This window comes from Flavobacterium microcysteis, assembly GCF_006385255.1.
GTDB lineage: Bacteria > Bacteroidota > Bacteroidia > Flavobacteriales > Flavobacteriaceae > Flavobacterium > Flavobacterium microcysteis.
The window spans coordinates 151,984-177,547 of sequence record NZ_VFJE01000051.1 but is presented as its reverse complement, the minus strand read 5'-3'; the positions used below and the strand labels follow the sequence as shown (position 1 = coordinate 177,547).

At 36.5% G+C, this 25,564-nt stretch carries 20 protein-coding genes; 14 read left to right on the top strand and 6 right to left on the bottom strand.

Translation table 11 applies throughout. The annotated features are described in order from the left end of the window. The first annotated feature begins 312 nt into the window (after positions 1-312). The 6 genes from FJA49_RS04915 (at position 313) to FJA49_RS04890 (ending at position 11,288) form a co-directional block, all read left to right on the top strand. Positions 313-1,527, top strand: a complete 1,215-nt coding sequence (locus FJA49_RS04915; RefSeq protein WP_139999459.1) for a hypothetical protein — start codon at positions 313-315, stop codon at positions 1,525-1,527. Positions 1,528-1,712: 185 nt separating this feature from the next. Then, positions 1,713-2,489 carry a LuxR C-terminal-related transcriptional regulator gene (locus tag FJA49_RS04910; RefSeq protein WP_139999457.1) on the top strand — a complete coding sequence of 259 codons (777 nt, stop codon included), beginning with the start codon at positions 1,713-1,715 and terminating at the stop codon, positions 2,487-2,489. Between the two features lie 75 nt (positions 2,490-2,564). Continuing rightward, positions 2,565-4,643, top strand: a complete 2,079-nt coding sequence (locus FJA49_RS04905; protein WP_139999455.1) for a tetratricopeptide repeat protein — start codon at positions 2,565-2,567, stop codon at positions 4,641-4,643. A 277-nt stretch (positions 4,644-4,920) separates the two neighbouring features. After that, complete coding sequence (locus tag FJA49_RS04900; RefSeq protein WP_139999453.1) at positions 4,921-7,356, top strand: TonB-dependent receptor; 2,436 nt, start codon at positions 4,921-4,923, stop codon at positions 7,354-7,356. Between the two features lie 470 nt (positions 7,357-7,826). Next, positions 7,827-8,726 carry a helix-turn-helix domain-containing protein gene (locus FJA49_RS04895; protein WP_139999451.1) on the top strand — a complete coding sequence of 300 codons (900 nt, stop codon included), beginning with the start codon at positions 7,827-7,829 and terminating at the stop codon, positions 8,724-8,726. Between the two features lie 69 nt (positions 8,727-8,795). Then, positions 8,796-11,288, top strand: a complete 2,493-nt coding sequence (locus FJA49_RS04890; RefSeq protein ID WP_158629443.1) for an FG-GAP-like repeat-containing protein — start codon at positions 8,796-8,798, stop codon at positions 11,286-11,288. An 88-nt stretch (positions 11,289-11,376) separates the two neighbouring features. Here the strand turns inward: FJA49_RS04890 and FJA49_RS04885 are convergent, their stop codons facing one another. Further along, positions 11,377-13,752, bottom strand: coding sequence for an outer membrane beta-barrel family protein (locus FJA49_RS04885; RefSeq protein WP_139999447.1), 2,376 nt, complete (start codon positions 13,750-13,752; stop codon positions 11,377-11,379). A gap of 378 nt (positions 13,753-14,130) precedes the next feature. Here FJA49_RS04885 and FJA49_RS04880 point away from each other — a divergent pair, with 378 nt between their 5' ends. Then, a complete protein-coding gene (locus FJA49_RS04880; RefSeq protein ID WP_139999445.1) occupies positions 14,131-14,973 on the top strand; it encodes a sensor histidine kinase in 843 nt (280 codons plus the stop codon). Next, entirely contained in the window at positions 14,970-15,695 is a 726-nt protein-coding gene (locus FJA49_RS04875; protein WP_139999443.1) for a LytR/AlgR family response regulator transcription factor, read from the top strand. The genes FJA49_RS04880 and FJA49_RS04875 overlap by 4 nt, the downstream gene beginning before the upstream one ends. A 115-nt stretch (positions 15,696-15,810) precedes the next feature. Here the strand turns inward: FJA49_RS04875 and FJA49_RS04870 are convergent, their stop codons facing one another. Continuing rightward, positions 15,811-16,254 (bottom strand): hypothetical protein, encoded by a 444-nt coding sequence (locus FJA49_RS04870; RefSeq protein ID WP_139999441.1) that lies wholly within the window; start codon positions 16,252-16,254, stop codon positions 15,811-15,813. A gap of 326 nt (positions 16,255-16,580) precedes the next feature. On the opposite strand from FJA49_RS04870, the gene FJA49_RS04865 reads away from it, so the two are divergent. Then, positions 16,581-18,410: an ATP-binding protein gene (locus FJA49_RS04865; RefSeq protein ID WP_139999439.1), complete on the top strand. Its 1,830-nt coding sequence runs from the start codon at positions 16,581-16,583 to the stop codon at positions 18,408-18,410. A 135-nt stretch (positions 18,411-18,545) separates the two neighbouring features. Here the strand turns inward: FJA49_RS04865 and FJA49_RS04860 are convergent, their stop codons facing one another. Next, entirely contained in the window at positions 18,546-18,911 is a 366-nt protein-coding gene (locus FJA49_RS04860; RefSeq protein ID WP_139999437.1) for a VOC family protein, read from the bottom strand. A 148-nt stretch (positions 18,912-19,059) separates the two neighbouring features. Between FJA49_RS04860 and FJA49_RS04855 the strand changes: the two genes are divergently transcribed. Continuing rightward, positions 19,060-19,665 (top strand): class I SAM-dependent methyltransferase, encoded by a 606-nt coding sequence (locus tag FJA49_RS04855; protein WP_139999435.1) that lies wholly within the window; start codon positions 19,060-19,062, stop codon positions 19,663-19,665. Between the two features lie 17 nt (positions 19,666-19,682). Here FJA49_RS04855 and FJA49_RS04850 read toward each other — a convergent pair whose 3' ends face one another. Continuing rightward, complete coding sequence (locus tag FJA49_RS04850; protein ID WP_139999433.1) at positions 19,683-20,117, bottom strand: helix-turn-helix domain-containing protein; 435 nt, start codon at positions 20,115-20,117, stop codon at positions 19,683-19,685. 96 nt (positions 20,118-20,213) lie between these two features. Here FJA49_RS04850 and FJA49_RS04845 point away from each other — a divergent pair, with 96 nt between their 5' ends. Further along, on the top strand, positions 20,214-20,906 hold the full coding sequence (locus tag FJA49_RS04845; RefSeq protein ID WP_139999431.1) for a CPBP family intramembrane glutamic endopeptidase: 693 nt from the start codon (positions 20,214-20,216) through the stop codon (positions 20,904-20,906). A 53-nt stretch (positions 20,907-20,959) separates the two neighbouring features. Here FJA49_RS04845 and FJA49_RS04840 read toward each other — a convergent pair whose 3' ends face one another. After that, positions 20,960-21,862, bottom strand: coding sequence for a T9SS type A sorting domain-containing protein (locus FJA49_RS04840; protein WP_139999429.1), 903 nt, complete (start codon positions 21,860-21,862; stop codon positions 20,960-20,962). Between the two features lie 247 nt (positions 21,863-22,109). On the opposite strand from FJA49_RS04840, the gene FJA49_RS04835 reads away from it, so the two are divergent. Genes FJA49_RS04835 through FJA49_RS04825 form a run of 3 tightly spaced genes read left to right on the top strand, consistent with a single transcriptional unit; the run spans position 22,110 to position 24,448 of the window. Then, positions 22,110-22,475 (top strand): hypothetical protein, encoded by a 366-nt coding sequence (locus FJA49_RS04835; RefSeq protein ID WP_139999427.1) that lies wholly within the window; start codon positions 22,110-22,112, stop codon positions 22,473-22,475. Next, positions 22,463-23,932: an aminotransferase-like domain-containing protein gene (locus tag FJA49_RS04830; RefSeq protein ID WP_139999425.1), complete on the top strand. Its 1,470-nt coding sequence runs from the start codon at positions 22,463-22,465 to the stop codon at positions 23,930-23,932. The genes FJA49_RS04835 and FJA49_RS04830 overlap by 13 nt, the downstream gene beginning before the upstream one ends. A gap of 21 nt (positions 23,933-23,953) precedes the next feature. Further along, positions 23,954-24,448, top strand: a complete 495-nt coding sequence (locus tag FJA49_RS04825; RefSeq protein ID WP_139999423.1) for a GNAT family N-acetyltransferase — start codon at positions 23,954-23,956, stop codon at positions 24,446-24,448. A gap of 28 nt (positions 24,449-24,476) precedes the next feature. On the opposite strand, the gene FJA49_RS04820 is transcribed toward FJA49_RS04825, so the two are convergent. Then, on the bottom strand, positions 24,477-25,319 hold the full coding sequence (locus FJA49_RS04820; protein ID WP_139999421.1) for a DUF5694 domain-containing protein: 843 nt from the start codon (positions 25,317-25,319) through the stop codon (positions 24,477-24,479). Positions 25,320-25,564: the final 245 nt, after the last annotated feature.

Sequence of the window (25,564 nt, the reverse complement as noted above, 5' to 3'; positions counted from 1 at the left end):
CTATGTAGGTAAGATAAAAACAGGTAGATTATTGCTCCATACAATCTAAAATGAAGAACTCCATTGTCTCTTTTTTCCGCCCAAAAAAAATTATGGCTGAAGGCATTGTTTTTTGTTTTTTTTTCTAATTTTACAAAGCAAATGATACCCTAAAGAACAATAATCTGCTGTATTATAATTTAACTCCCATAATGTAATCAGCAGCTTCCTACCCCATGGATTTTCCAGATGGATTCTTTTGTATATACAATTCAACATTTGTTTGATTTCTATTCAAACAGCGATTGACAAATTTAATCCTTTAGGAAAACCATGAAAAAATGCTATTTTACCCTACTAATGCTAGGCTGTATCGGGATTGCACATGCCCAAATTGGCATAGGAACGACTAATCCACATGTATCTACTGCCCTAGATGTGACAGCAGATGACAAAGGCATACTGCTTCCAAGAATATCACTCACAGGTTCTACAGATAGCTCAACAATTGCTACAGGGAATGTGGAAGGCTTACTTATATTCAACACCGCAACCGTTGCTGATGTTACGCCAGGCTATTATTATTGGCTTGGCACAAAATGGCAACGCATGGATGGTAGAGCTAGTAATGGATGGCTCCTTACAGGAAATTCAGGAACCGATGCCAACATGAATTTCTTAGGAACTACAGATGCTCAGGACCTTACCTTTAGGACTAACAATGTGGAACGTCTGAGAATTACACGAAAAGGACGATTACATTTTTCAAATACTAGTGTCTCTCCCTTATATCCAAACATATTTTTAGAAGGCGGAAACGAGACGACTTCCGGAGTTGCCAACATAGCCATTGGTGAGTCTGCCCTTGCCAATATTGATTCAGGTCAACAAAATATTGCAGTGGGAAGAAACGCTCTAAAGGATAATTCATCTGGTTTGGCCAATGTTGCTATTGGGAATGAAGCCTTGGGAAGCAATACATACAGTCTTTCCAATGTTGGTGTAGGTTTTGCAGCGCTTACAATGTTAAATGATGGGGGGCAAAATGTTGCCATAGGTACTAATGCAGGAAGCACTTTGCCAAGCGGTCAGAGAAATACTTTTATAGGTTCATTTGCCGGCACTACCATAGACGGCCTAGATAATGCAACTGCCATAGGCTATCAAGCCACAGTTGAGGCTAATAACAGCATAGTGTTGGGAGCTACCGGCTCAATGGCAGTGAATGTAGGAATTGGTAACACGATGCCAAACAGTACGCTTCAAATTAGCGGTTCTTTCAGTGCAGCAATTAACAGTACAGCTGTCGATTATGCTGTTACAGACAAAGATTACACAATACTCTACACCGTTTCCGGAATCACTATAACGCTTCCCCCTGCCAATGATAGCAATACAGGACGCATATATAATATTGTATGTGATATTGCAGCAGGCTCTATAAATTTAAACGGAGGCGAAATCACAAAAGATGGCTCAGTTATTACCTCAGCAACAGGATCTGTAGTATTGCAGAGTACAGGAATCAAATGGGTAGTTGTTCGATAATTATCATCAGATTAAAATCGGGTCAAGAAAAATCAGTTTGGTTCTGCCATTTTTTAGACTTATAAATAATTTATATAAATTAAAAATTTAACGAATTAAATAAAAATAATTAACTTTGTTTATAACATAAAGGAGCCCAAATCCATAAAAAACGTATTTAAACACTTTGTAATTGCGTGCCCCCTATGGAAAAAAAGAGCCAATTTTACCTACAAGCCCAAAAATATTGGAAAACTGTAGTAAAGAAAAAATACTCTAGTGATTGTGCTGATCTCCAGCTTCAGATTGATGCACACAAACGCCTCCTAAACATTTTTCAGGCGGGCGATTATTACTTCCTCTTGTTTGACATTTTTAACGGAGAAATAACTGAAATAAGCCCTGAAATGGAATCGGTATTAGGCTATTCTCCAGAAGAAATGAACATGAGTCTGTTCATGGACAGCATTCATCCACAGGATAAGCCCTATTTTCTGAGCTTTGAACATCAAGCCACTATATTTTTTAATAACGCAGCTATTGATAAAATTGGCCTTTATAAGGTTCAATATGATCTCAGGCTTGAAAAAAAAGAGGGTGACTATGCCCGTATACTGATCCAGTATGTATTGGTAAACTATGAAGATCGAAATATTTATCACAGCTTCCATATCCATACTGATATTACCCATATCAAAAGGGAAGGAATTCCCCGCTGCTCTATCATAGGATTAGATGGCGAACCTTCCTACTATGACATTCAGGATACAGCCTCTATCCTGCCCTCTTATGAAATCTTTACAAAAAGAGAAAAAACAATCCTAAAAAGAATCGTAGAGGGAAAAACCAGCCAGCAGATAGCAGATGAACTTTTTGTTAGTATTCATACCATCAATACCCACCGCAAGAATATATTGGATAAAAGTAATACTGATACACCAGTGCAATTAGTAAAAAAAGCAATTGAAGAAGGCTGGGTGTAACCAAAAATCACTAGCTCTAGGTATTGTATACAAGATAGTCGGTATATAGATTTGACTATACCAAAACCATCTGCAATGAAAAAAATAGTACTAACTACGGTGATTATCTTACAGACAACTTTTTTGTTTGGACAACAATGGTCAAATTGGGTTAAAGCGACCTGTAACCAAGGAATACAAGGTGCTGCGGTAAACTATGGCTATAACGAATATGGCAAAGGATATGAATGGAATTGGAAAGTCAAAAATACTTATACAAGGACCGTTACCTTTGATTTATATTTCAAAGTAGGAAATGATAAAAAAAGCTGGGGGACTTTTACACTTGAACCTAACAAAGAACATCAACACGTTTCATTCTACTATAACGATGCTTCTCCCGCTTTTTTAATAACCGTTGAAAATGTATTTTTTGGAACATTAAAAGATCCTAATTCTAAAAGATGTTGGGCAGAATGCGATAATGGAACGGCTATCTGTAACATAAAAGACGGACAAGCCAATTCCTCTTCTGGAAATAACCAACAAACTACAACACAAAACGACCTCACCGAATACAACCGAAGCAAAGCAGATCTTGAACGTCAAATGCAGAACGAAAATGCAAAAAGACAAGAAGAAGCTAATAAAATAAACAATCAAAGTAAACAATTTATAAGTGTGTATAATGAAGGTGTAGACTTGCAGCGCCGAGGAAATTTTAAAGAAGCTAAAGATAAATATCAGCAAGCAAGTGGTTTAGCAACGAATGACACTCAACGCAAACAAGCAAAGAGTGCTTTTGATGATATGGATAAAGCTACAAGAAATGAGGCTGCACTAAATGTTATTGGAGATGGCTTAAAACAAATTGGCTCCGCTTTAGACAAAGCTCATGAAGAAAAACAGCAAAAGTATAGAGATGAAAGGAGTGAACACGAGAGAAAACGTGCAATTATTGATGAAGATAAAGCCATAAATACGATAACGGACCCTAAAATTTTTGAAACGTATGCCGATTATGTTGTCAAAAACCTTGAAAGCCTAAACTATACATTTGAAAAAATATCACTTTATACAAACATTCCCAATAAAGAAAAAACGGTTATGCTAAATTTTAAAGGCATTATGGTTATTATTACAAATCTATGGGATGGATCCTCTATGTCAAAATACATTACTTTTAAAGCAGAATCAGAAAAATTATATAGCAATTTAAAAAATTCAGCTTTTCTTGAAACTTTAAAACAACTCTATCCTTTTTACGACAATTTTTCAGGAAAATTAAATTCTTTCGACCATACAAATTGTATCGTATTTGGTTTAGAAAAAACACAGCCTTTTATTGAAGTATACAATAAAGGATACCAAAGTACCACTTACAAAGGTTTTGCCAAAACTTTAAGCGAATTTGAAAAAGCGACAAAACAAAAATTAGCGAAGAAAGACAATTCAGTTGATGGATTAATTGAAAAAGCCGAGCTTTACATAGCCGGTAATAATGGTGTTGAAAAAAATTATCAAAAAGCTCTTGAACTGTATCAACAAGCCCTTGATAAAAGCAAAGACAAAGAAATACTACTAAAAATAGGCTATCTACACGAAAAAAATTTAAACTACGATAAAGCAATTGAATCATATGAGTCTTACATTGCCAATAATAACAATATTAAATCTATAGTGTATAGTAGTTTAGGCTGGATATATAACAATGTCGACACCCCATTCTATAATGTAGAAAAAGCAAAAAATAATTTCGAAAAAGAAATTGCAATCTTAGAAACAAATTATAATAGAGAAACTGTAGAAAATAAAAAATTTGAATTAAAGAAAAATATTGCAAACACTTATTCAACATTGGGATTTTTATATAACTATCCTGGAAGAAATGAAGTCCCTGAAGTTAGTGTTGTATATTATGAAAAAGCGCTACAATGGGATGAAAATGATGCCCGTGCTGCTTTTGATTTAATGAAGTTATACGCCAAGGATTGGAAAGATGGAAATTTTAAAAGAGATACCAAAAAAGCAAAGTTTTGGGCTTTGAAAGTTTGTGAGATTGCAGACCGTCTTGAAGTAAAAAACGGTGAAAGCTTCGAAGCAAAAATAGCCCGGATGAGCTGTGGCACTGCAAAAGATCACGTTAAAAATAATTTCAAATATTTAAAAAAATAAAATAAACCTCTACAAAACTTTGCGACTCTGCGTCTTTGCGAGCTTTTATTTCACAAGTCCTATATTTTCAATACTTTCGATTTAGCAGAAAATGACAACTCCATTGCTAAAAACAGAAATACTTTTGAAAAAAATATCATCATGGGCTTCAAACATTTCTTAAAAATGCGACAAGGACAGCTATTTATTGGCATCATCCTTTTAGGCTTAGTTATCAAACTAGCCGAATCCGGTTATTTATTTGGTAAATGGTTGTTTAATTTTTTAAACGGATAGGATGAGAAACATTATTACAATACTGCTTTTTTTAATGACTGTTCCTGTCGCTGTGGCCCAAAATTCAAATCTGATAAACGGTTATGTTTATACTCAGGACAAAAAGCCTTTAGCCGGAATCACCGTCGTTTTAGTCACTACAGACAATGAAGATCCGGTAAAAACCAGCATCACTGATTCCAATGGAAAATATGAATTTGAAGGAATAAAGTTAGATCGCTTTCGTGTTCTTATACAGCATCTGGGTTTTGAAAAACATATTTCAGATGCCTATGAACGTAAAGCCGACGGACAAGAATTGCCTTCAATATCCTTACTTGAGTCCAGCAATACGCTTAACGAAGTAACCATTACGGCACAAAAAGCATTTGTTACCCAAAAAATCGATAAAATTGTTGTGCGTCCTGACGCCTTGATTACCAGTGCCGGACTCACAGCTCTTGATGTTTTGGAAAGGGCTCCGTCTGTTACGGTAGATATGAACGGAAATATTTCCATCAGAGGCAAAAATGGAGTAATGGTACTCATTGACGGAAAGCCTTCCTATCTTTCTGCCCAGGATTTGGCTAGCTATTTAAGATCGATTCCTGCATCCAATATTGAAAACATGGAGATTATGACCAATCCATCTGCAAAATATGATGCCTCGGGAAATGCGGGAATTATTAATATAATCCATAAAAAAAATACTGCCAAAGGCTTTAATGGAGGGCTAAATCTTTCTTATGGGCAAGGCAAGTATATGCGTACCAATAACAGTTTTAATTTTAATTACCGCATACAGAAATGGAATTTCTTTTCTAACCTTGGATTGGGAAAAAACAACAGCTACCAGGATCTAACCATCAAAAGAGAATATTTTACTCCGGAAGGCGAAAGAAGCTCTGCTTTCATCCAGAATTCCTATATCACTCCGGAAGGAAAAAGTAACTCGATAAAATTGGGAACCGACTTTTATGCGACCAAAAAAACAACTTTTGGTGCTTCTTTTAGCGGATTTTTAAATCCATCAGAAAGAAATACTGCTAACAATGCTGTTGTATATGATGGACAGATGAATCCTGTAAACACCATACAGGCAAGAAATCCGATGGATGTCAAATTTAGAAACAGGAGTTTTAACCTAAACATGAACCATCTGATCAACGACAAAGGACAGCAACTCACCGTAAACCTTGATAATATTGTTTATCGGTCAGAAATATCGCAAAAACTGCTAAACAAAGTATTTGATACCGATGGACAAACCGTCTCAGACACCCGACTTGATTCAGAACTGCCATCCAAAATAAAAATCTATTCCGGAAAAGTAGATTATTCAGGAATTCCATTGTTGGGCGGTCAAGCAGACCTGGGAGCTAAAAGCAGTTATGTACACACCAGCAATATAGCAGACTTTAGTGATGTTGTTGGCAATACCAGCACACCAAACTATGAGTTTTCAAACGATTTTACCTATAAGGAACAAATCCATGCTATTTACGCCAATTATGCCAAAGACTTTAAAAACATATCCATACAGGCAGGATTACGAATGGAACATACACGTATCAAAGGCCATCAGGCAGGAAATCCTACCGTAGCCGATTCATCATTCACTATAAATTATACCAGCCTATTCCCTACCTTATTCATCCAATATAGAGCCGATACGCTTCAGAACAATGTGATAGGGCTTTCACTTGGCCGAAGAATTGACCGTCCCAATTACAAAGACCTGAATCCTTTTACCTATCCGATGGATCGTTTTACCTTTTATGGTGGAAATCCATATCTAAAACCGACATTTTCTTATAATGCCGAACTCTCGCATACCTATAAACGTTATCTGACAACAACCTTGTTTTACAGCTATATCGATAACCTGATTTCTGAAACCAACGAACAGAGAGGTACCATCTATTACAGCAGGCCCGGTAACTTCGCCACACAGATAGCTTATGGAATTTCTTTAAATGCTACTTTCAAATTATATCCGTGGTGGACATTACAATGTTATGCCGCTGCTTCTGATAATTCATTCAAAAGCAAGATGTATACGGAAGATATTGACGATTCCAAATGGAATTGGGTCGTATCCCCTACAAACCAGTTCACCATCAATGATAAATGGAGTGCCGAGCTTTCAGGACAATACCAAAGCAAGGCCTTATCAGGACAATTTCTAATCTCTCCTATCGGTTCCGTCAGAGCTGGCGTGGCCATGAAAATGCTAAACAACAAAGGAGCACTAAAACTTAATGTTTCCGATGTTTTTTATACCAATCAGGTCGAAGGCGAAATACGAAACATCCAAAACGCCAAAGCTTCCTGGTTCAGCTATCTGGATTCAAGAGTCGTGACACTATCCTTCTCCTACCGATTCAGCAAAGGAGATAATGTAAAAGTCCGTCAATCAGGCAGTGCTGATACTGAGCAAAAACGTGTGAAAGTTTAGTTGTTTCTGGGGTAAAAAGGTACTAAGGCGCTAAGGTTCTGAGGAGCTAAGGTTTTATTTTTATGTATCAAGAGATAACTTTTAAAGTAAACTTTTTGTTTCTCATAACTGCTCAATCTGTGTAATTGTTTTAATCTGTGGCTTAGGTAAAAAGAGGTAATAAGGTGCTGAGTGTATGCTTTTGCATATAAAAGAGTAAGTTATTGAAAGTAATTTTTTTTATATGTTTTTATTTGGAGCAAAATCCTCTGCCACTATCAACTAACCACTATCAACTATTAACTATTAACTATAGAGGTGCTAAGGTTCTGAGGTAATAAGGTTTTGCTTTTTGCATATATAAAGAGTAAGTTATTGAATATATTTTTTATTTGAAGTAAAATTGCCACTATCGACTAACCTCTATCAACTATCAACTATAGATGTAACATTTTAAAATTAGTAAGACCAATAGGGTAAACTACTTTATCATGTTTAACCGGATTTCAGAGCAAAATTTCAAAAAGATAAGTCTGCCCCGTGAGAGCAGTCTGGTAAACTATTCTACTTTTAATGAGCTTTCAACCGATTTGCTTTTCAGGAGCTTTTCTGTAAAATTGGTTTTGGAAGGCTGTGAATCTTATAATGTTGACGGACATACCTTCAACATTCGCAAGGGCGAGTATTTGCTGGCAAACAGCCAGGCAGGCGGAAAACTGACTATTGGCAGTAACAGTCCCGTAAAAGGTTTATGCATTGATATTGCGCCAAAAATCATGACCGAAGCCGTAGTAGGCCTTTTCTATCCGTCGCATACTTCCTATGAACCGGGTTTGGATGATTTTTTTACAACTGCAAATTATCCTGAAAACAAATATGCCATAGATAATAATAGATTGGGAACCTGCCTGCAGCAAATCAGCAGTCAGGTTCTTGCCAATACCACACATGGTTTTGAATTTTCAAACGAATTCTTTTATGGACTGGCCGAAGCCATCGTAGCAGACCAGTATCAGATATATCCGCAAATCAACAATATCCGTTCTGTAAAACTACAAACCCGAAAAGAACTCCTTAGAAAAATGCTTACAGCCAAGAAGTTTATGGATTCCGATTTTGTTTCTATTGATTCTGTTGAAGAAGTAGCCATGGTATCAAACATGTCTGAATATCATTTTTCACGCCTATTCCGCCAGGTCTTTAAAACAAGTCCGCATCAATATCTTCTTCAGAAAAAGCTACAGCTGGCTTGCACACTGCTAAAACAAAAACAACGCCTGAACATTACTGATATAGCTATTGCTGTAGGCTTTAATGATCTGCCAACATTCAGCAAGCGTTTTAAAAAGGAATTTGGCGTTTCTCCCTTGACCTATCATACGATTAGCTAACCAAAATAGCAGGATTTGACAAACCCAAAAATGGCATTCCTCCTAGCTTTACAAAAAAATGTCTCATCCATGAAATACCTCTACCTTATTCTTTTAGCGTTTGCCTGCCATGCTACAAACGCCCAACAACTCCAACGCAAAGGAAGTCTTGGAGTATCCTACTATCAAAATGTTCCTGATACTTTAGCTAAAAAGCTAAACTACACCAAAGGTGCTATTATAAAACAGGCTATTGCGGGCACAACCGCACAAGCTATTGGCCTTAAATCAAATGATATCGTCACGCATATCAACACGGTTGCTATAGAAGTTCCGCAACAGATAGCCCAGATTGCTAAAAATCTTCGAGAAAATCAAGCTATAGAAATAATCGTAATAAGAGACGGCAAACCACTGACTCTTAAAGGCAACGTAATAGGACGTCCAAAAGAAACCAGTCCAACTGCTGATGTGGTGTATGGAGATTTTGCTTATAAAGGCGGTTATGTTCGTACCATATACAAAACCCTAAAAAACAAGAAACCAATCGGGACTATCTATTTCCTACAAGGACTTCCCTGCTATTCGATGGATAATTTTCAGGAAACCGATATTACCAAAAGAGCTATCGATGCTATGGTCGAAAGAGGATTTGCAGTATATCGGATAGAAAAAGGCGATATGGGTGATAATATAAATATGCCGCCTTGCGAGCAGATGGGTTTTGATGATGAAATGGAAATGTATGATGCCGGCTATAAGAATCTTTTAAGCCTGAAAAATGTCGATTCATCCTCCCTATTCCTTTTTGGGCATTCTATGGGCGGAATTACGGCTCCGCTATTGGCTGAGAAATACCAACCAAGAGGTGTGGCAGTATATGGCACAGGCTTTAAACCATGGCAGGAATACCTGTTTGATGCTTTTCTGATACAATCGCAGTATTATGGTGAAGACTTAGGTGAACTGAGAAACATTCTTGAAAAATTCAAACCTCATATCTATGATTACTTCTACAACAATAAATCGGTAGAGGAAATCGTAAAAGATCCCATCGGACTCATGGCTTTCCAACAAGTTATGGGATATGATGCCCGAACAGGTTTGGTAGCTTCAGGAAGACATCCGAAAACCTTTAAGGAAATGAACTCGAAAAAGCTTGTTGAAGCATGGGGCAATTATGAAAATGACGTCCTGGCCATGTATGGAGAAGCTGATATAGCTGCCGTTCATCCAGATGACCACATAGCACTTATCGAGTACATCAATAAGAAACATCCGAAAAAAGGCACCTTTTGGCTGGTACCAAAAACCACCCATAATTTTGAAGAGATCGGAAGCATGGAAGAATTTATAAAATGGCAGGAAAAGCCACAGGAATTTTCTGTGTACGCAACCAACCATTTTAATTATAAGGTTTTTGACTATACCTGCGACTGGATGAAAGAAGTCTTAAAAAAAGAATACAAGAAAAAAGCAGCTCCTTTATTTAGGGATGCCAGTGATAATCTTCCTGACATTGGAGCACGAAGCGCCAGCATGGACGTAAAAGCTATCGATATTGATAAGGACGGTGATTTGGATATTATACTAGCTAATGAATTCCAACCTAATACAATATTGATTAACGATGGCAAAGGAAATTTCACCAACGAATCAGAAAAGAGAATGCCACAACCTATTCATGATAGCGAAGACATTGCTGTAGCTGATTTTAATGGTGACGGACTAATGGATCTTGTTTTTTGCAGTGAAGACGATAAAGTGCATGAATATTACCTCAACACAGGCAATGGGTATTTTAAGGAATCTCCTTTCAGGTTGCCCGATTCAGAAGCCAATGCAGTACTGACAGCAGATTTAAACGGTGATAAAAAGCCGGACCTGATTTTTGGCAATAATGGAAAAAACACAATCCTGATTAACAAAGGCAACGGCGATTTCACTATCGAAACCGACCGTCTACCAGACATTAGCAGAGTTACGCAAGACCTGGCATTGGTTGATATTGACAAAGATGGCGATTTAGACCTGTTTGCAGCCAATGAAGATGGCAATGTTCTGTATCTGAATACTGGCAAAGGTTATTTCAAAGATGTAACCCTCACCCATCTTCCTGCCGGAATTGATATGGAAACCCGTAAGGTAAGTTTTGCCGATGTTGACAAAGATGGTGATATGGATCTTTTCTTGTCCAACGTAAATTTCAGAGGAACAAAAAACCCGCAAAACCGTTTGTATATTAACAATGGAAAAGGAAAATTCACTGATGAAACAAGCAAGCGTCTGCCAGAAGATTCAGACCATACTGCCGATGCAATATTTGAAGATTTAAATAACGACGGCTATCCGGATCTGATTATTGGAAATGTATTTGGCGGTTATGTAAAAATATACCTGAACAATAAAGGTACTTTTTATGATGCAACCGAAACCATCTTAGGAAAACAGTACAAAAGAGATGCATTAGCTATTATTTGCAGTGATTTTAATGGTGACGGATTAAAAGATATTTATATCGCAGACCGTAACAATCCGTTGATTAACAAAAAAGATATATTGCTGATAAGAGAAAGAAAATAAAGTATTGATTGAACAGAAAGCAAATAACCCGTTGACAAATCAACGGGTTATTTTTATATCACTCCTCACCACCTATCTCATCAGCATTTTACAATCTGTTCAATTCCTCAGAATTACCTGACTGGCGCTCGCTTGTTTTCAGATTGCTGTTACCAAAACGGTAGGTCAATGAAAAACGTACACGCTGTGTGTCCCAAACATTTTTAAATTCCTGAGTTACACCATACATATTCTGTTTTGAATATTCACGCCCGTTAAAAATATCGGTTCCGCTAATGGCCAATTCTAATTTTTTATCAAGCATTTGGTATTTTACCGTAGCATAAAATTTAGCATAAGGTTTTAAGCTTGAATTCTGGTAGGTCTCTCCAAAATTCTGGAAATAACTAACACTCAGGAAAAACGTTTTGTTTTTGTTTAATGTAAAATCATTGGTTGTGAAAAAAGACGAAGACGCTCCTTTATTTCTTCTGTCAGAAACCGCAATGTCTGATTCTGAGTAACTCAAGTTAAGGTTGTTTACACTTGTCCACCATGGCGTTGGTTTTGCCGTATAACTCTGTGTAAAACTAAGCATGTCCTCATTCACATAATTCATCCAGATATAGTTGTTCTGTTTCGTCTCCGGATTCAATATAGAAGCCTGGTTTACGCCATCTTTCATACTTGAAAAACTAAGTCGGGAATCCAATGTCTTATACGTAAACGTTACTTCAAAATTATGTGTAAATGATGGTCTTAAAAACGGGTTTCCTTCATTGTAGCTAAATTCGTTATTAATCGTACGGAAAGGATTCAGGCTTTCGTAACTCGGACGACGGATACGACGGGAATAATTAAATCCAAGGCTTTTGTCTTCTGTAAACTGGTGCAAAACATACAACGTAGGAAACAATTTAAAATAATCATTCTTATGTCGGTTATTAGCTTCTCTTGAAAATCCATCAGTTTGGGTAGCTTCTACACGTAAGCCTGCCTGGATATTCCATTTCTCATTGAATTTTTTGTTTCCTGAAATATAAAGCGCTTCATTCTTTTCAGTGTATTCAAAATAATTTGACAGGTTGGTATCATATACCATTTCACCATTTTCATCCTGCTTAAAGGCATTAATCAGGTTATCTGATTTGGAGTTGGAAAATCGGGCACCAGCTGTAAAATCAGCAACTTTAGTAGGTAATTCGAAATCTACTTTAGCTGATAGGTTTTGTATTTTAATATCTACATCATTGATACCAGCATGTCTAGAATTGGCAATCTGTTCGTTTGCCGGCGTGTAGTTAGCGTAAGCATATTCATTGAAAGTTGGCGTGTGATAGTTTACAAAATCAACATCTACCATTACTTTTTTACCCAGAGTATCCAATTTATATTCTGAATATAGATTGTAAATCTGCTGATAGGTTTTATCATTTGAGGCCGCATTATTCTTCATGAATTGCTGAATCGCACCACCTTTTTTATCGAAAATAGTTGTAAGCTGTGGCTGTTCGTCCGTAAACTTAGAAGTATAGGCCGAAACTTTGGTGCCTATTGTCCATTTTTTAGACAGTTGATAATCCAGAGCCAATTGCCCGTTCAAATAGCGGTTATTACCTTTCGAGCTGCTTTCATTCTGCCAAAAAGCATCCGTATAATAAATATCATTATCCCATTTGATTAAAGAGCGTCGTATTCCCGTGCTAAGAGAGCTTCTTAATGTCAGTTTATTCTTTTGCAGATTGAACGCCGTATTGTATTGTTGCGTATTTCTTTTTCCACGTTGATAAGCCCCACCAAATAAGGCATTCCAGCTGTCTTTCTTAACTTTTTTGGTAACAATATTGATAATACCACTGTTGCCTTCTGCCTGATATTTAGCTGGTGGCGTTGTGATTACTTCAATTTTTGATAAATTGGATGCACTGATACTTTCCAGATAATTCATCAATTCCGCCTGTTCCATATAGGTAGGCTTGTCATCGATTAAAACCATAACCGAATTTTTACCCGAAATACTGATGCTTTCCTGTGTTACGGTAACACCCGGTGTAGTTCTAAGAGCGTCTATAGCTGTACCTCCTGCAGACGAAGTTGCATTGGCTACATGATATACAAAACGGTCTGCTTTGCGTTCCATCAGTTTTTTAGGAGCTTCAATTACTACCTCATCCAATTTTGTTTTGCTTTCAAAAGCAATCACTCCCAAATCAGTATCGCTCTTTAACGCAAGCTCTTGCTTATGCACCGCTTCATCAAAATATAAAATTTCTAAGCGGTAATCGCCTGTTTGTGCTTTTAAAGCAAAAGAACCGTTTTCGGCAGTCTTGCCTTTAATAGTATCTTTAGCTATTAATAAGACGTCATAAAATGCTGCAGGTTCGCCATTGGCGTGTGCTATACCTTTTACTTCATGCGTCTGTGCAAAAAGAGAAGTAGTAAGTAAAAATGTAATCCAAACTAAAAAATGTGCTGATGTTTTCATGTGTATTATTTTTCAGCAAATCTTCGACTTTTACCGTTTTTATTTTTTTTATTTCGACCAGCCCGGCAAAAAATCCGACCAATGGGTTGGTCGGAGAAAAACAGGTGTTTGTCGAAAAAAAGTTTTTTCTTATTCGTTAATGCTCTACTTTTCCACTCTCAAAAAATAGCCCATACAATGAAGAAAAAATATGTGATTTTACTACACCTTTTATTTTGGATGTACTATATAATGCAGGATTTGGCTGTATATAACCTCGAAGAAAATACATTTACTTTTCCTATACTGTCTTTCGATTTTAAAACTCCAGGAAACGCATTAACATACTCTTTTACAGGAATTTATATTTTTATTTTTTATTTGAATTACTTAATATTTATGCCAAGGTTCTTCGATGTGAAAAATATAAAACGTATTATACTGTCGTTTTTCGGTCTGTTTGTCATTTTTATCGGAATGCGCTATTTGATAGAAGAAGTTTTGTATGACAAATGGCTTGGTTTCCACAATTATTACAAGGGAGTAACTATTTCTTATTATATCTATGACAATCTATATTATAGTAGCCGCCCTATCATGGCTTCTTCTGTCTTGTGGTTTATTGTAAACATGCTACGCCTGCAAAAAGAACAGATAAGCTTGTTGGAAAGCAAGCGTGAAACAGAAATCAATTTCCTGAAATCGCAAATCAATCCGCATTTTATATTTAATACCCTAAACAATATTTATTATCTGGTATTCGAAAAGTCAGAAAAAGCACTTCCGGCTGTGGAGCAATTGAGCGGCCTGATGCGTTATATGACTTATGAAAGTCAAAACGAAACTATTGCATTGCAACGCGAAGTAACCTATATAGATGATTTTATCTCACTAGAATCAATGCGGATTTCAGGTGATGCGCAAGTAATTTTCAAAAAGAATATGGAAAACCCGGAATGCCGCATACCGCCTTTGTTACTGATTCCGTTTGTAGAAAACGGCTTTAAGCACGGTATTCTGAATAATCCGGAACAGCCATTTACTATTGAACTGACACAAAATAAAAATCAGCTAATTTTACAGACACAAAACAGCATCAACAATTATAAAAAAGACCATCAGTCGGGCGTTGGCATCGAAAATATAAAGAAGCGACTGCAACTGTATTTTCCTGACAAGCATTCCTTAAATATTACCACAAAAGAAAACATGTATTCCGTAAAATTAGACATCACACTATGAAAACCATTCGCTGTGCAATCCTAGACGATGAACCTATGGCAGTGGCTTTGTTGTCAAAATATGTAGAAAAAATTTCCAATTTTGAATTGGTTAAAGCCACAACCAACCCATTCGAGATACTGGAACTTATAGCCAAAACAAACATCGATGTTTTATTTATCGACATACAGATGCCAGAACTTACGGGCATACAGATGATGGAAATGTTGGGCAATAAAACCAAGTTTGTAATTACTTCTGCCTACAGCGAATATGCTCTGAAAGGCTACGAACATAATGTGGTCGATTATTTATTAAAACCGATTTCATTTGACCGTTTTTATAAATGCATACAGAAAATAGAATCCCTTTCACAAGAAAAGCCAACTCCGACTGTAGAAGTTGCGCCAAAAACCGAAGAAAAGCCGGATGAATTTTTATTCATAAAAACCGATGGCAAACTGGTAAAAATAAACCTGAATGACTTACTGCTGGTTGAAGGCTTAAAAGATTATCTGTATTTGCACTTAAAAAACGAAAAACTTATCGTGCTGGACACGCTGAAAGAATTTGAAGCAAAACTGCCGGTATCAGATTTTATGAGGGTACACAAATCTTATATCATTCGGCTTGACCAAATCGAGACCATCGAACGTAATAGGGTATTTATCCAAAAAAATATTGTTCCTATTGGTGAAACCTATAAGACTAAGTTTCAAGATTGGGTCAAAAGCTTCCTTTAATAGTTTATAGTGGATAGTTGGTAGTGTTTAGTTGAACTCACTTTATCAATTATACATTACCAACTATCCACTATCCACTAAAAACTATCCACTGTCCACTATTATCTGTCCACTATTATCTGTCCACTAATTTTTTAATGATGGTAAGTAAGGCTTTGCGGTTTTTGGCTTCGTGATAAAATTTGGGGAGCTTTTCGAGCAGGGTAAAATGTGTGCGGTCTTTGTGTTCGCGTAGTGTTGCTGAAATATACTGTTCGAGATAATTCAGGTGTTCACCGTTAAAAGCAATAAATACATCATTTTTAAATGGATGTTGCAACCAGAGTTCAGCATCAAAATAAAGGTGTGCAGCCATACTGGTAAGAGCTTTTTGACCAGCATATAAAAACTCCATTGATGTTTCCTTATTATAACCACAGCTCAGGCAATACAATCGGGCTGATTTGTTTTCAATATTGGCTTTGGCAATAGCTTTTTTACTGCACGAAGGACAAACTACCCAAACCCCTTCATAGAAGCTGGAAATGGTTTTGTTTTGGTCTGAGAAACGGTTTTGCATAGTTCTTTTTAGTGGATAGTGGATAGTTTATAGTGGATAATGTGTCGGTCAACTAAAAACTATCCACTATCCATTATTATCTATTAACTTAGTGTTAGAATACAGACCTAAAATTAAGAAATTTGAGACTACCTTTATGAATAGTTTTTAGTTGATAGTGGATAATGTGTAGTATAAACTAAAGACTACCAACTAAAAACTATTATCTATCAACTAAAAACTATCAACTAAAAACTATCCACTATCAACTATTATGGTATAAATGCTTATATTAGCCTATAGAGTTCCCATCTCCTACAAATCAACTTAGAATAAACTTTGGCTATATGAAAAGACTAACGTTTTTCTGTCTATTGTTACTATCATGGAACTTAGGTTTTGCACAATCCTCTGAATTAAAAAAAATTCAGACTTCCCTACCGCAAATCCGCGATAGCCTGAAATATGTTGATGCCCTGAACCGCATGGCAATACTACTTTATGAAAAGAATGTCGACAGTACTTTTTATTATACCCGTATCGCCCGTGAAATTGCTGATCGCCATGATTATAAAAAAGGCAGGGCTGATGCCATGAACAATCTGGGAATCTTTTTTGATATCAAAGGCAATTTTCAGATGGCTTTAAAGTATTACAATAAGGGATATACGGAATATAAAAAACTAAAAGATTCTGTCAATTGCGTACAATCCTTGATGAATATTGGCATGGTATATCAGGAAATGGGCAAATACGACCGCTCCCTGCAACGTTATGAATTGGCTTTCAGGCAGTCCAAAAAGCTTCGTAACGACTCTATCAGATCTTTGGTCATTTATAATTATCTGCTGTCCTATCCGAAACAGTTCAGCAAGGATTCCACCTGCTATTATATTGATATTGCCAAGCAAATCGCCACCAAATACAAAGACGAACGAACATTAGTTGCCATAAACCAGCTTGTAGCAGATGATCTGATTAGCCATGGCAAACGAGACGAAGGACTTGCTTTGCTTAAAGAGACCATTACGACTGCCATCGATAAAAAACTGTTTTATGTGTCTATGGATATGCTCATTGATATGGGAAAGCAACTGGAAACTACAAATCCAGAACAAAGTATAGCCTATTTTAAACAAGCTTTGTCTATTGCAGAAAGTAACGACTATATATATTATAGCGAAATCTTAATGCGAAAGTTATTTGAAATTTACGATGCACGTGGTGAATATGCGACGGCGGCAATCTTTAGTAAAAAACTAATTGAAATACACGATAAGGAAGCCGCATTAAACAGTGAATCTGGAATAGATTATATTGACTATGCACTCAAAGACGAACAGGTAAAATCGTTGGAAAATCGTTATTCCTATCAGCTGACTTTGTCAATATTGGCCTGTGTTGCCTTTATATTGGCCATTTCCATGATTTTTTCTATCCGTAAACATTTACAACGCACCAAAGAGCAAAATAGCCAAATGAAAAAGGCCTTAAGTGCATTGGAACATAGCCAGGCAGACAATACCCGTATGATGCGGATTGTGGCACACGACCTTCGCAATCCCATAGGAGGAATATATTCTCTTGCCTCTATGATGTTGGAAGAACCCGACAGAACTGAAGAAGATAGGGCTATGCTCGATTTGATGAAAACATCGGGGCAAAACTCATTAGATTTGGTGGACAACCTGCTACAATTGCAGTTTAGCAGCGAACAGTTAAAAAAAGAACCCGTTGATATTGCAGAAATGCTCAAATATTGCGTAGCACTGTTGAAAAGCAAAGCCGATGTAAAACAACAACAACTCAGCTTAGAAATTGTACCGGCAACAGTAACCGCCAGCCGTGAAAAACTCTGGAGAGTGGTCAGCAATCTGATTGCCAATGCTATTAAATTCAGTCCTAATGGAGCCAAAATCAAAATTAAAATGATGCCAAAAAAACAAGGTGTACGCATTTTGGTAAAAGACGAAGGTATTGGAATACCCGCAGAAATGGGTGAAAAAATCTTCGACTTATTTACTGAAGCTAAAAGACCCGGTACAGCTGGCGAACAGCCTTTTGGTATGGGATTGGCAATTTCAAAACAGATTGTCGAAGCTCATAATGGTAAAATCTGGTTTGAGAACAATGCAAGCAGCGGGACAACATTTTATATAGATCTACCTTTTACTTAGTTGATAGTTGGTAATGGTTAGTTGATAGTGGTTAGTTGATAGTGGTTAGTTGATAGTTGATAGTTGATAATGGTCAGTCGATAGTAGTAAGTAGTTACTTTCTCTTTAACCTTAGTACCTCAGAACCTTAGTACCTTAATTCGAAACAATCAAATAATAATTATCCAAATCTCTCAATGTAAACTGCATTTTAAGCGAATTTTCATTATAATGGATTTCCTTTTCAATAGCAGCATTCACTTTTTGGGCATTTTCAAATACTTCCTCAAGATTGTCGACCCTAAAAAATAATATCAATCCGTTTCCTGCTTTTTCACTGTTATGCATTGTGGGATGATCGTGTTCTCCCCATTTATGCAGACATAGCACTACATTATCCTCACTTGTCAGAATTTCAAAAACATCCCCACCATGACTGCTTTTACAGCCTAATAAGCTTTGATAAAACTCAGAGCTCTTACAGACATCTTTTACTGCGATTATTGTTTCGGTTTGTACCATTCTGATTTTTGTTTTAAAACGATGTCTAATTTACAAAAAATGAAAACAAGGTTAATCTCTACACGGACAAATATCAAACAAATTATTGCGACTAAATTGCAATAATAAAATTATCTTTTTACATTTGTTATATCAAAAAAGCAATCTAATGGCAGAATTTTGGGAAACAAATTTTAACGAAAAGCGGGAAATGTGGGGATTAGAGCCAGCAAACTCGGCCATAATTGTAAAAGATCTTTTTGTAGCAAAATCCATTAAAAAAGTACTCGTTCCGGGAATTGGTTATGGCAGAAATGCACAGGTTTTCAGGGAAAGCGGAATGGATGTAACCGGAATAGAAATATCAAAAACAGCAATTGAATTAGCACAGAAACATTACGGAAATGACATGGTTATCCATCATGGTTCTGTAACCGATATGCCATTTGATGCTATTCAATACGATGGGATTTATTGTCATGCATTAATTCACTTATTAGATGAACAACAAAGAAAAAAGCTGATTCAAGATTGCTTTTTACAATTAGCTAATGGCGGCTATATGGTTTTTACAGCTATCTCTAAACAAGCCCATACCTACGGAACCGGAGCTTATATCAGCAAAGACCGCTACGAAATCTTTCAGGGAGTCCAGATGTTTTTTTATGATGAAGAATCCATACAAGCTGAATTTGGCAAAGCCGGATTATTTGAAATCAGGGAGATAACAGAAAACTTTCCATTTTACTTAATCTTGTGCAAAAAGACACTGTAAAGAGTTTTATAAAGAAACTATTTACTTTTTCTCCATATATACAGTAAAATAGCGCTGTAGACAGATATCAGGGAGCAGACTAAAGCAAACAATTCAAAATTGGTTTCAGGAAATGTTGCTGACCTCACAAGAAAAATCCCGGATACAATCGCTATGATAAATCCTGTACTATAAGACATCAGTATTTTCTGGGTTCTATTACTAAAAATGCTTTGTATAGTAAAATCAGGTTCTTGATTTATAACTAATGCATGAGTTTCATCAAACCGTATATCTAGTTCTTCTTGCAGTTTTGTAAGCGTATAGGAACGTGCGTTTACTTCTCCGTTTTCTATTCTCTGAATAGATCGCAAGCCAATACCGCTACGTTCCGAAAGCTGATTCTGTGTCCATCCTCTAGCAATTCGTTGTATTTTTATAGACTCACCTATTTTGTTTTTATCATAAAACATGCTGACGACATTTGGACGCCATATCAAAATGGCGTGCGATTACTCTAAAACAAAAATATAAATTTGCGACATCTTCATCACTTTTAATTTGCTTATATGCTGGGATTGATCCTATTATTGTCTATAACCTATGGTTTGAGTTATTTTTACCATAAAAGCCTTTCCGATACTATTGGTCTTATACCGAATCGTAAAAAAATGCTTTATTTTTTGGCTGGCTTTCTCCTGGTCTCGACCATAGCCCTGTTCAATTGTTTTATTGAAAGCAGTCTTATTTCTGCCGAATGGAAACTGAATAATCCGATCAATTTTTCTTTGCTAGCAAAAGCGGCCTGGTACTTTTTTATATCGGTATTTACTGAAGAACTCATTTTTCGCGGTATTCTTCTCTATATTTTAATCGAGAAGATTGGGGCCAAAAAAGCTGTCCTTGTTTCTGCAATGATATTTGGTATCTACCATTGGTTTTCTTATGGCATGTTTGGATCTGGTATAATTCCTATGCTTTATATTTTTTTTATCACCACATTAGCAGGCTATGTATGGGGAATTGCTTTTACTAAATCTAAAACCTTACTGTTACCTTTGGGATTTCATTTTGGATGGAACCTCATCAATTCATTGTTTCGGAAATCACAACCTTATGGCGAAATACTATACCATCAGGTCAACAAAGCGACACTTTCTGACCTCAACAATTTATTTGTTTCACTCTTTACGGGAATATTCCCAAGTATTTTGATGTATTTGGCGGTATATCTGATGTTTAGAAAAAAGAAAGTTTTATAAAAAAATCCCTTCACTTTCGCAAAGGGATTTTCAGTTTTTCCAGTTATACCTGATTATTGTTTTACAAATTTTTTATCAAGAGCCTGTCCGTCTTCCATACGAAGTTTTAAAAGGTAAACACCCGATGACAAATCTCCTATCGGAATTTTATTTTCTTCAAACGTTACAGATCGTACCAATTGTCCGGTCATAGTATAAATTTCACCTGACGCTACTTTATTTTGCGAAGCCACAAACAATCCGTTTGTTGCCGGATTCGGGTATAAAGAAATAACGCTTTCCATACCATGCTCCTCTACACCTAAAGTAAGACCGTTCAAGACAATTATTGGACGTGTTCTCTTAGCCTGTACTGAAGTAGCTGCAGTACCTCCTGTATAATTCAATGGAGGATTAAACGGATCTGCATTATCAGCAGCAGTATCTGTTCGAATCATCAATGATGTTACATTAGTAGTGGCCGGAATCTGGTAAAACAACGTTGTATTTCCATCATCGCCAGGTTTGTTTGCATCTACAGTAATAACAAGATTATCTGTTCCATTATAAACAAAAGGCGTACTGAACGTAAACGTAAGCGTAGTTCCAGTTTGTGTAAAAGAACCATTTGTTACTACATGGCTATGGTCTGAAATACTAATCCAATCGGCTCCCGAAGTACCAACTACAGGACTGTAGGATGATCTTGTCGTGTGTCCTATCCATACGTCAATCATTGTATTCGAATTAAGCAAGGAATTGGTGTTATTGACCTTGAAATCAATAGACGTAATTGTTCCCGCAGTACCTATCTCCGAAGCCATATAGATGGTCTGTGACAACGAAGTGGAATAATAAATCGAAATGGGAGTCGATAAACCTGCGTTACTGTCAGTCAATGTTCCGGAACCGATGGTTACCTGTCCAAAAGAAAAAAATCCTGACAAAAGTGTAATAAAAAGTAAAGTTTTTCTCATAATTCACTGTTTGATTGTTAATTAACAGTAAATATAAAAAGTATTTTGATAAACAATAACATAAAATCCTAAATCAAAAACCTTAAATCCTAACTCCTAAATCTCAAATCATAAATCATAAATCTCAAATCATAAATCCCAAATCATAAATTTCATCTCCCAATCTGTACCCATTAAAAAACATATTTCTGTATCTGTAACCAAAAATAAAAGCTTCCTACCTTTACTTTACTAAAGAGTAAAAATCATGGAAACGCCCTTAACACATCAGGAAATACTTCAGTTTACGGAAGTATATCTTTCCGACATTGCTACATTAAAAACAATTTTCTTTCAGGCATTTCCTCAAAACCAGAGCATTACTCCTGCTTTTGGTGTGCCTTTTCTGGTAGCCAAAAAAGAAAACGAAACAGTAGCCTTTGCCAGTCTTACGCTTAACGCTAAAGACGGAATCGACTTTAACATCTATAATAACCCTATAATGACAGAAGAAGAAAAATTAATCTTCGTATCTTTCGTTACTAACTACATTAAAAAGCAGGATACGGGTAACTACCATAATCCTGAGCAATTAAAGAACATGATAAATAAGATACTGCAATGGCTCAACTAAATCACAGTACCACAAGTGGGAAAAAAAGAAAACATGCAGAAAATCTCAAGGAAACGCTATATCTGAAGATTGCCAAAATCATTGAAGAACAGATACAAAACGAAACCCTGCGTTTAGGCGAAAAATTACCGTCAATACGCAGTGCACAGAAACTATACAATGTTAGTATCAATACCGCCAAACAAGCCTATCTGGAACTTGAAAGTCGATCGTTAATCGAATCACGTCCAAAATCAGGCTACTATGTCAGCAAGACTTCACAACGTAAGCTTGCCTTGCCTACTGTAGCTAAAATTAGCGGTACTGAAAAAGAGAAAACACCGGAAGATCTTATCGACAAAGTATTTGGTACTATTGCCAAATCCGATTTTACTCAATTTGCCTTGGGAATACCCGGCAAAAACTTCCTTCCGCTGGCCAAACTCAATAAAAGCCTTATCAACACCATTCGCCGCAGAAACGATGGAGGCACTAACTATGAACCAGTGCAAGGCAATGAGCATTTGCTCCGTGAAGTTGCAAAATGGGCACTTGTTCTGGAAGGCAAAATAACAGAAGATGATTTGGTAATTACCTCTGGCGCTATGAATGCCATCTATAATGCCCTGATGGCCGTAACCAAACCCGGTGATTCTGTAGCTGTAGAAAGTCCTGTTTATTTCGGTTTTTTGCAAGCCATACAATTGCTTGGTTTAAAAGCTGTAGAGATTCCAACCCATCCTATTTTTGGAGTTGACCTCGATGCACTGAAAAAAGTACTTCCCAACATCGCAGCCTGTTGTTTTGTTACTAATTTCAATAATCCACTAGGGTTTCAGATGCCAGACGAGAACAAAAAAGAGTTAGTACGGCTCATTACCGAATATAACGTTCCACTAATAGAAGATGATATTTATGGTAATTTATTTTTTGGAGCCGAACGCCCAAAACCTTGCAAGTTTTATGATGAAGCAGGACTTGTTTTATGGAGCGGATCTGTTTCTAAAACCTTAGCACCAGGTTATCGTGTAGGCTGGATTGCTCCTGGTAAATTTAAAGACAAGATTATTCGTCAAAAACTGGTACAGACAGTATGCAACCCATCGCTCTATTCTGATGTTATTGCTGACTTTTTAGAGCATGGCCGATATGACCATCATCTCCGTACCTTCCGAAACAAGCTATATGCCAACTACCAGCAAATTCAGCGTGCCGTAGAAACTTATTTCCCGGACAATACTAAAATCTCCCAGCCAAAAGGAGGCTTTATGTTGTGGCTTGAATTAGACAAGCGCATCTGTACCGAAGATCTTTATGATGCAGCCGGAAGCCAGAAAATTAATTTTGCACCCGGAAGAATGTTCTCTCAATACAATCAATACAATAACTGCATGCGTCTCAATTATGCTCTGGAATGGACAGACCGGGTTGAAAACGATCTGGAAAAACTAGGAAAACTAATAAAAAACAGCATTTAAAATACACATAAAACTCCCCTAATGAACAATAATAAAGAAAAAGACAACATCAGGATTGTCACTTATGAGCCCCAATACCAAGAAGCTTTCAAATCCTTAAATACAGAGTGGATTTCAAAATATTTTGAAATTGAAGCCGCAGACACTATCGCATTAGACCATCCAAAAGAATATATCCTTGACAAAGGCGGTGAAATTTTTATAGCACTTTTAAATAATGAAGCTGTAGGTGTTTGCGCCATGATTAAAATGCAGGACGACTTTGATTATGAAATGGCAAAAATGGCCGTAAGCCCAAAAGCACAAGGAAAAGGTATTGGATTACTGTTAGGCAGATTCGTAATTGATTGGGCAGCTCAAAATAATGCTACGACAATCTATCTGGAGAGTAATACGCAATTGGAACCCGCAATTAATCTCTATTACAAACTGGGATTTAAGGAAGTAAAGAGAAAAAACTCGCCATACAAACGGGCCAACATACAGATGCTCTTAAACCTGGAGAACAAAGATTAAAACCCTAAACCATGATAGGATAAGTCTTTTATAAAACCTGATCGATTCGTATCAAACGGAACCTTTCATCATTTTTTATAAAATCTTCCATCATTGCAGCATGACCCGCTCCAACGATGATTACGATATTCTTATCCGTTTCTGAAACCTGATTTTGTATGTTCGCATACATGATCAGGTTTCTTTTATACCAGGCAGCGACCAAATCCGGACCAAAAAAATCAGGCGACTGGCTAATTCGATTCAAAAAAGATATATATAAGCCTTTGTTTAGTTCATACTGTTTTGGCGAATTCAAGCATAATAAAACTTCTTCCAGTTTTTTAGAATCCAGACAGGAATTCGTATAATCAGACAATTCGGCAATTTTTGCTTCATAGTCAGAAAAATTAAAAGTCTTACTCTCTGCCAATTTTGATTGAATCAAATCGAATCGGATGGGTACTTCGTCATAATCGATAGCATAAATTGAATCATTACCTGACTTTTTTGCCAAACGGAATCCAAATTGGAACATTTCATTCTCACTATAAAAACGCTTATAAAAATCTTTTTTGATAGTATCTAACTGATAAAAAGGCTTGTCATTTTTATAAAGCGAATACAGTTCGTTAAGTCGTTTACCTTCAGAAAAAGAATACTCTACAAAAACCTTACTTGGATTATATTTTTTAATAATCTTAGCCGTAATCTGTTCCAATGCTTCTTGATTTTCCTTATCCAGAATATTTCGCTCCTTCATTTTTCCCTGATCAAATCCAGGGTTATTAAAATGATAAGTCCCAATTAGCAGGACATTCGTTTTAGCTATTTTCTGGGAAAAACCTGTACTAAAAGATAATAGCAATAAAAAAGCAAAGAAACGCTTCATAGGAATTCTTGTTTTTGTGTGTTTTTGGAGTGCAAAAATATAGACTCCAACCAAAAAACAAAAGGATAAAAACCAGTTATCCGTCAAATAAACCAGTTATCCGTCAAAACGACCAGTTATTACTTTTCAATTGCTTTGGTAGCTTGGAATAAACAACTTTATCGCCGTTTTATTTCAAATAGCCCCTATTTAACTATACGCCCGGTTTTCTTCATCAACCCCTGATAAGAATGCAAATAACACAA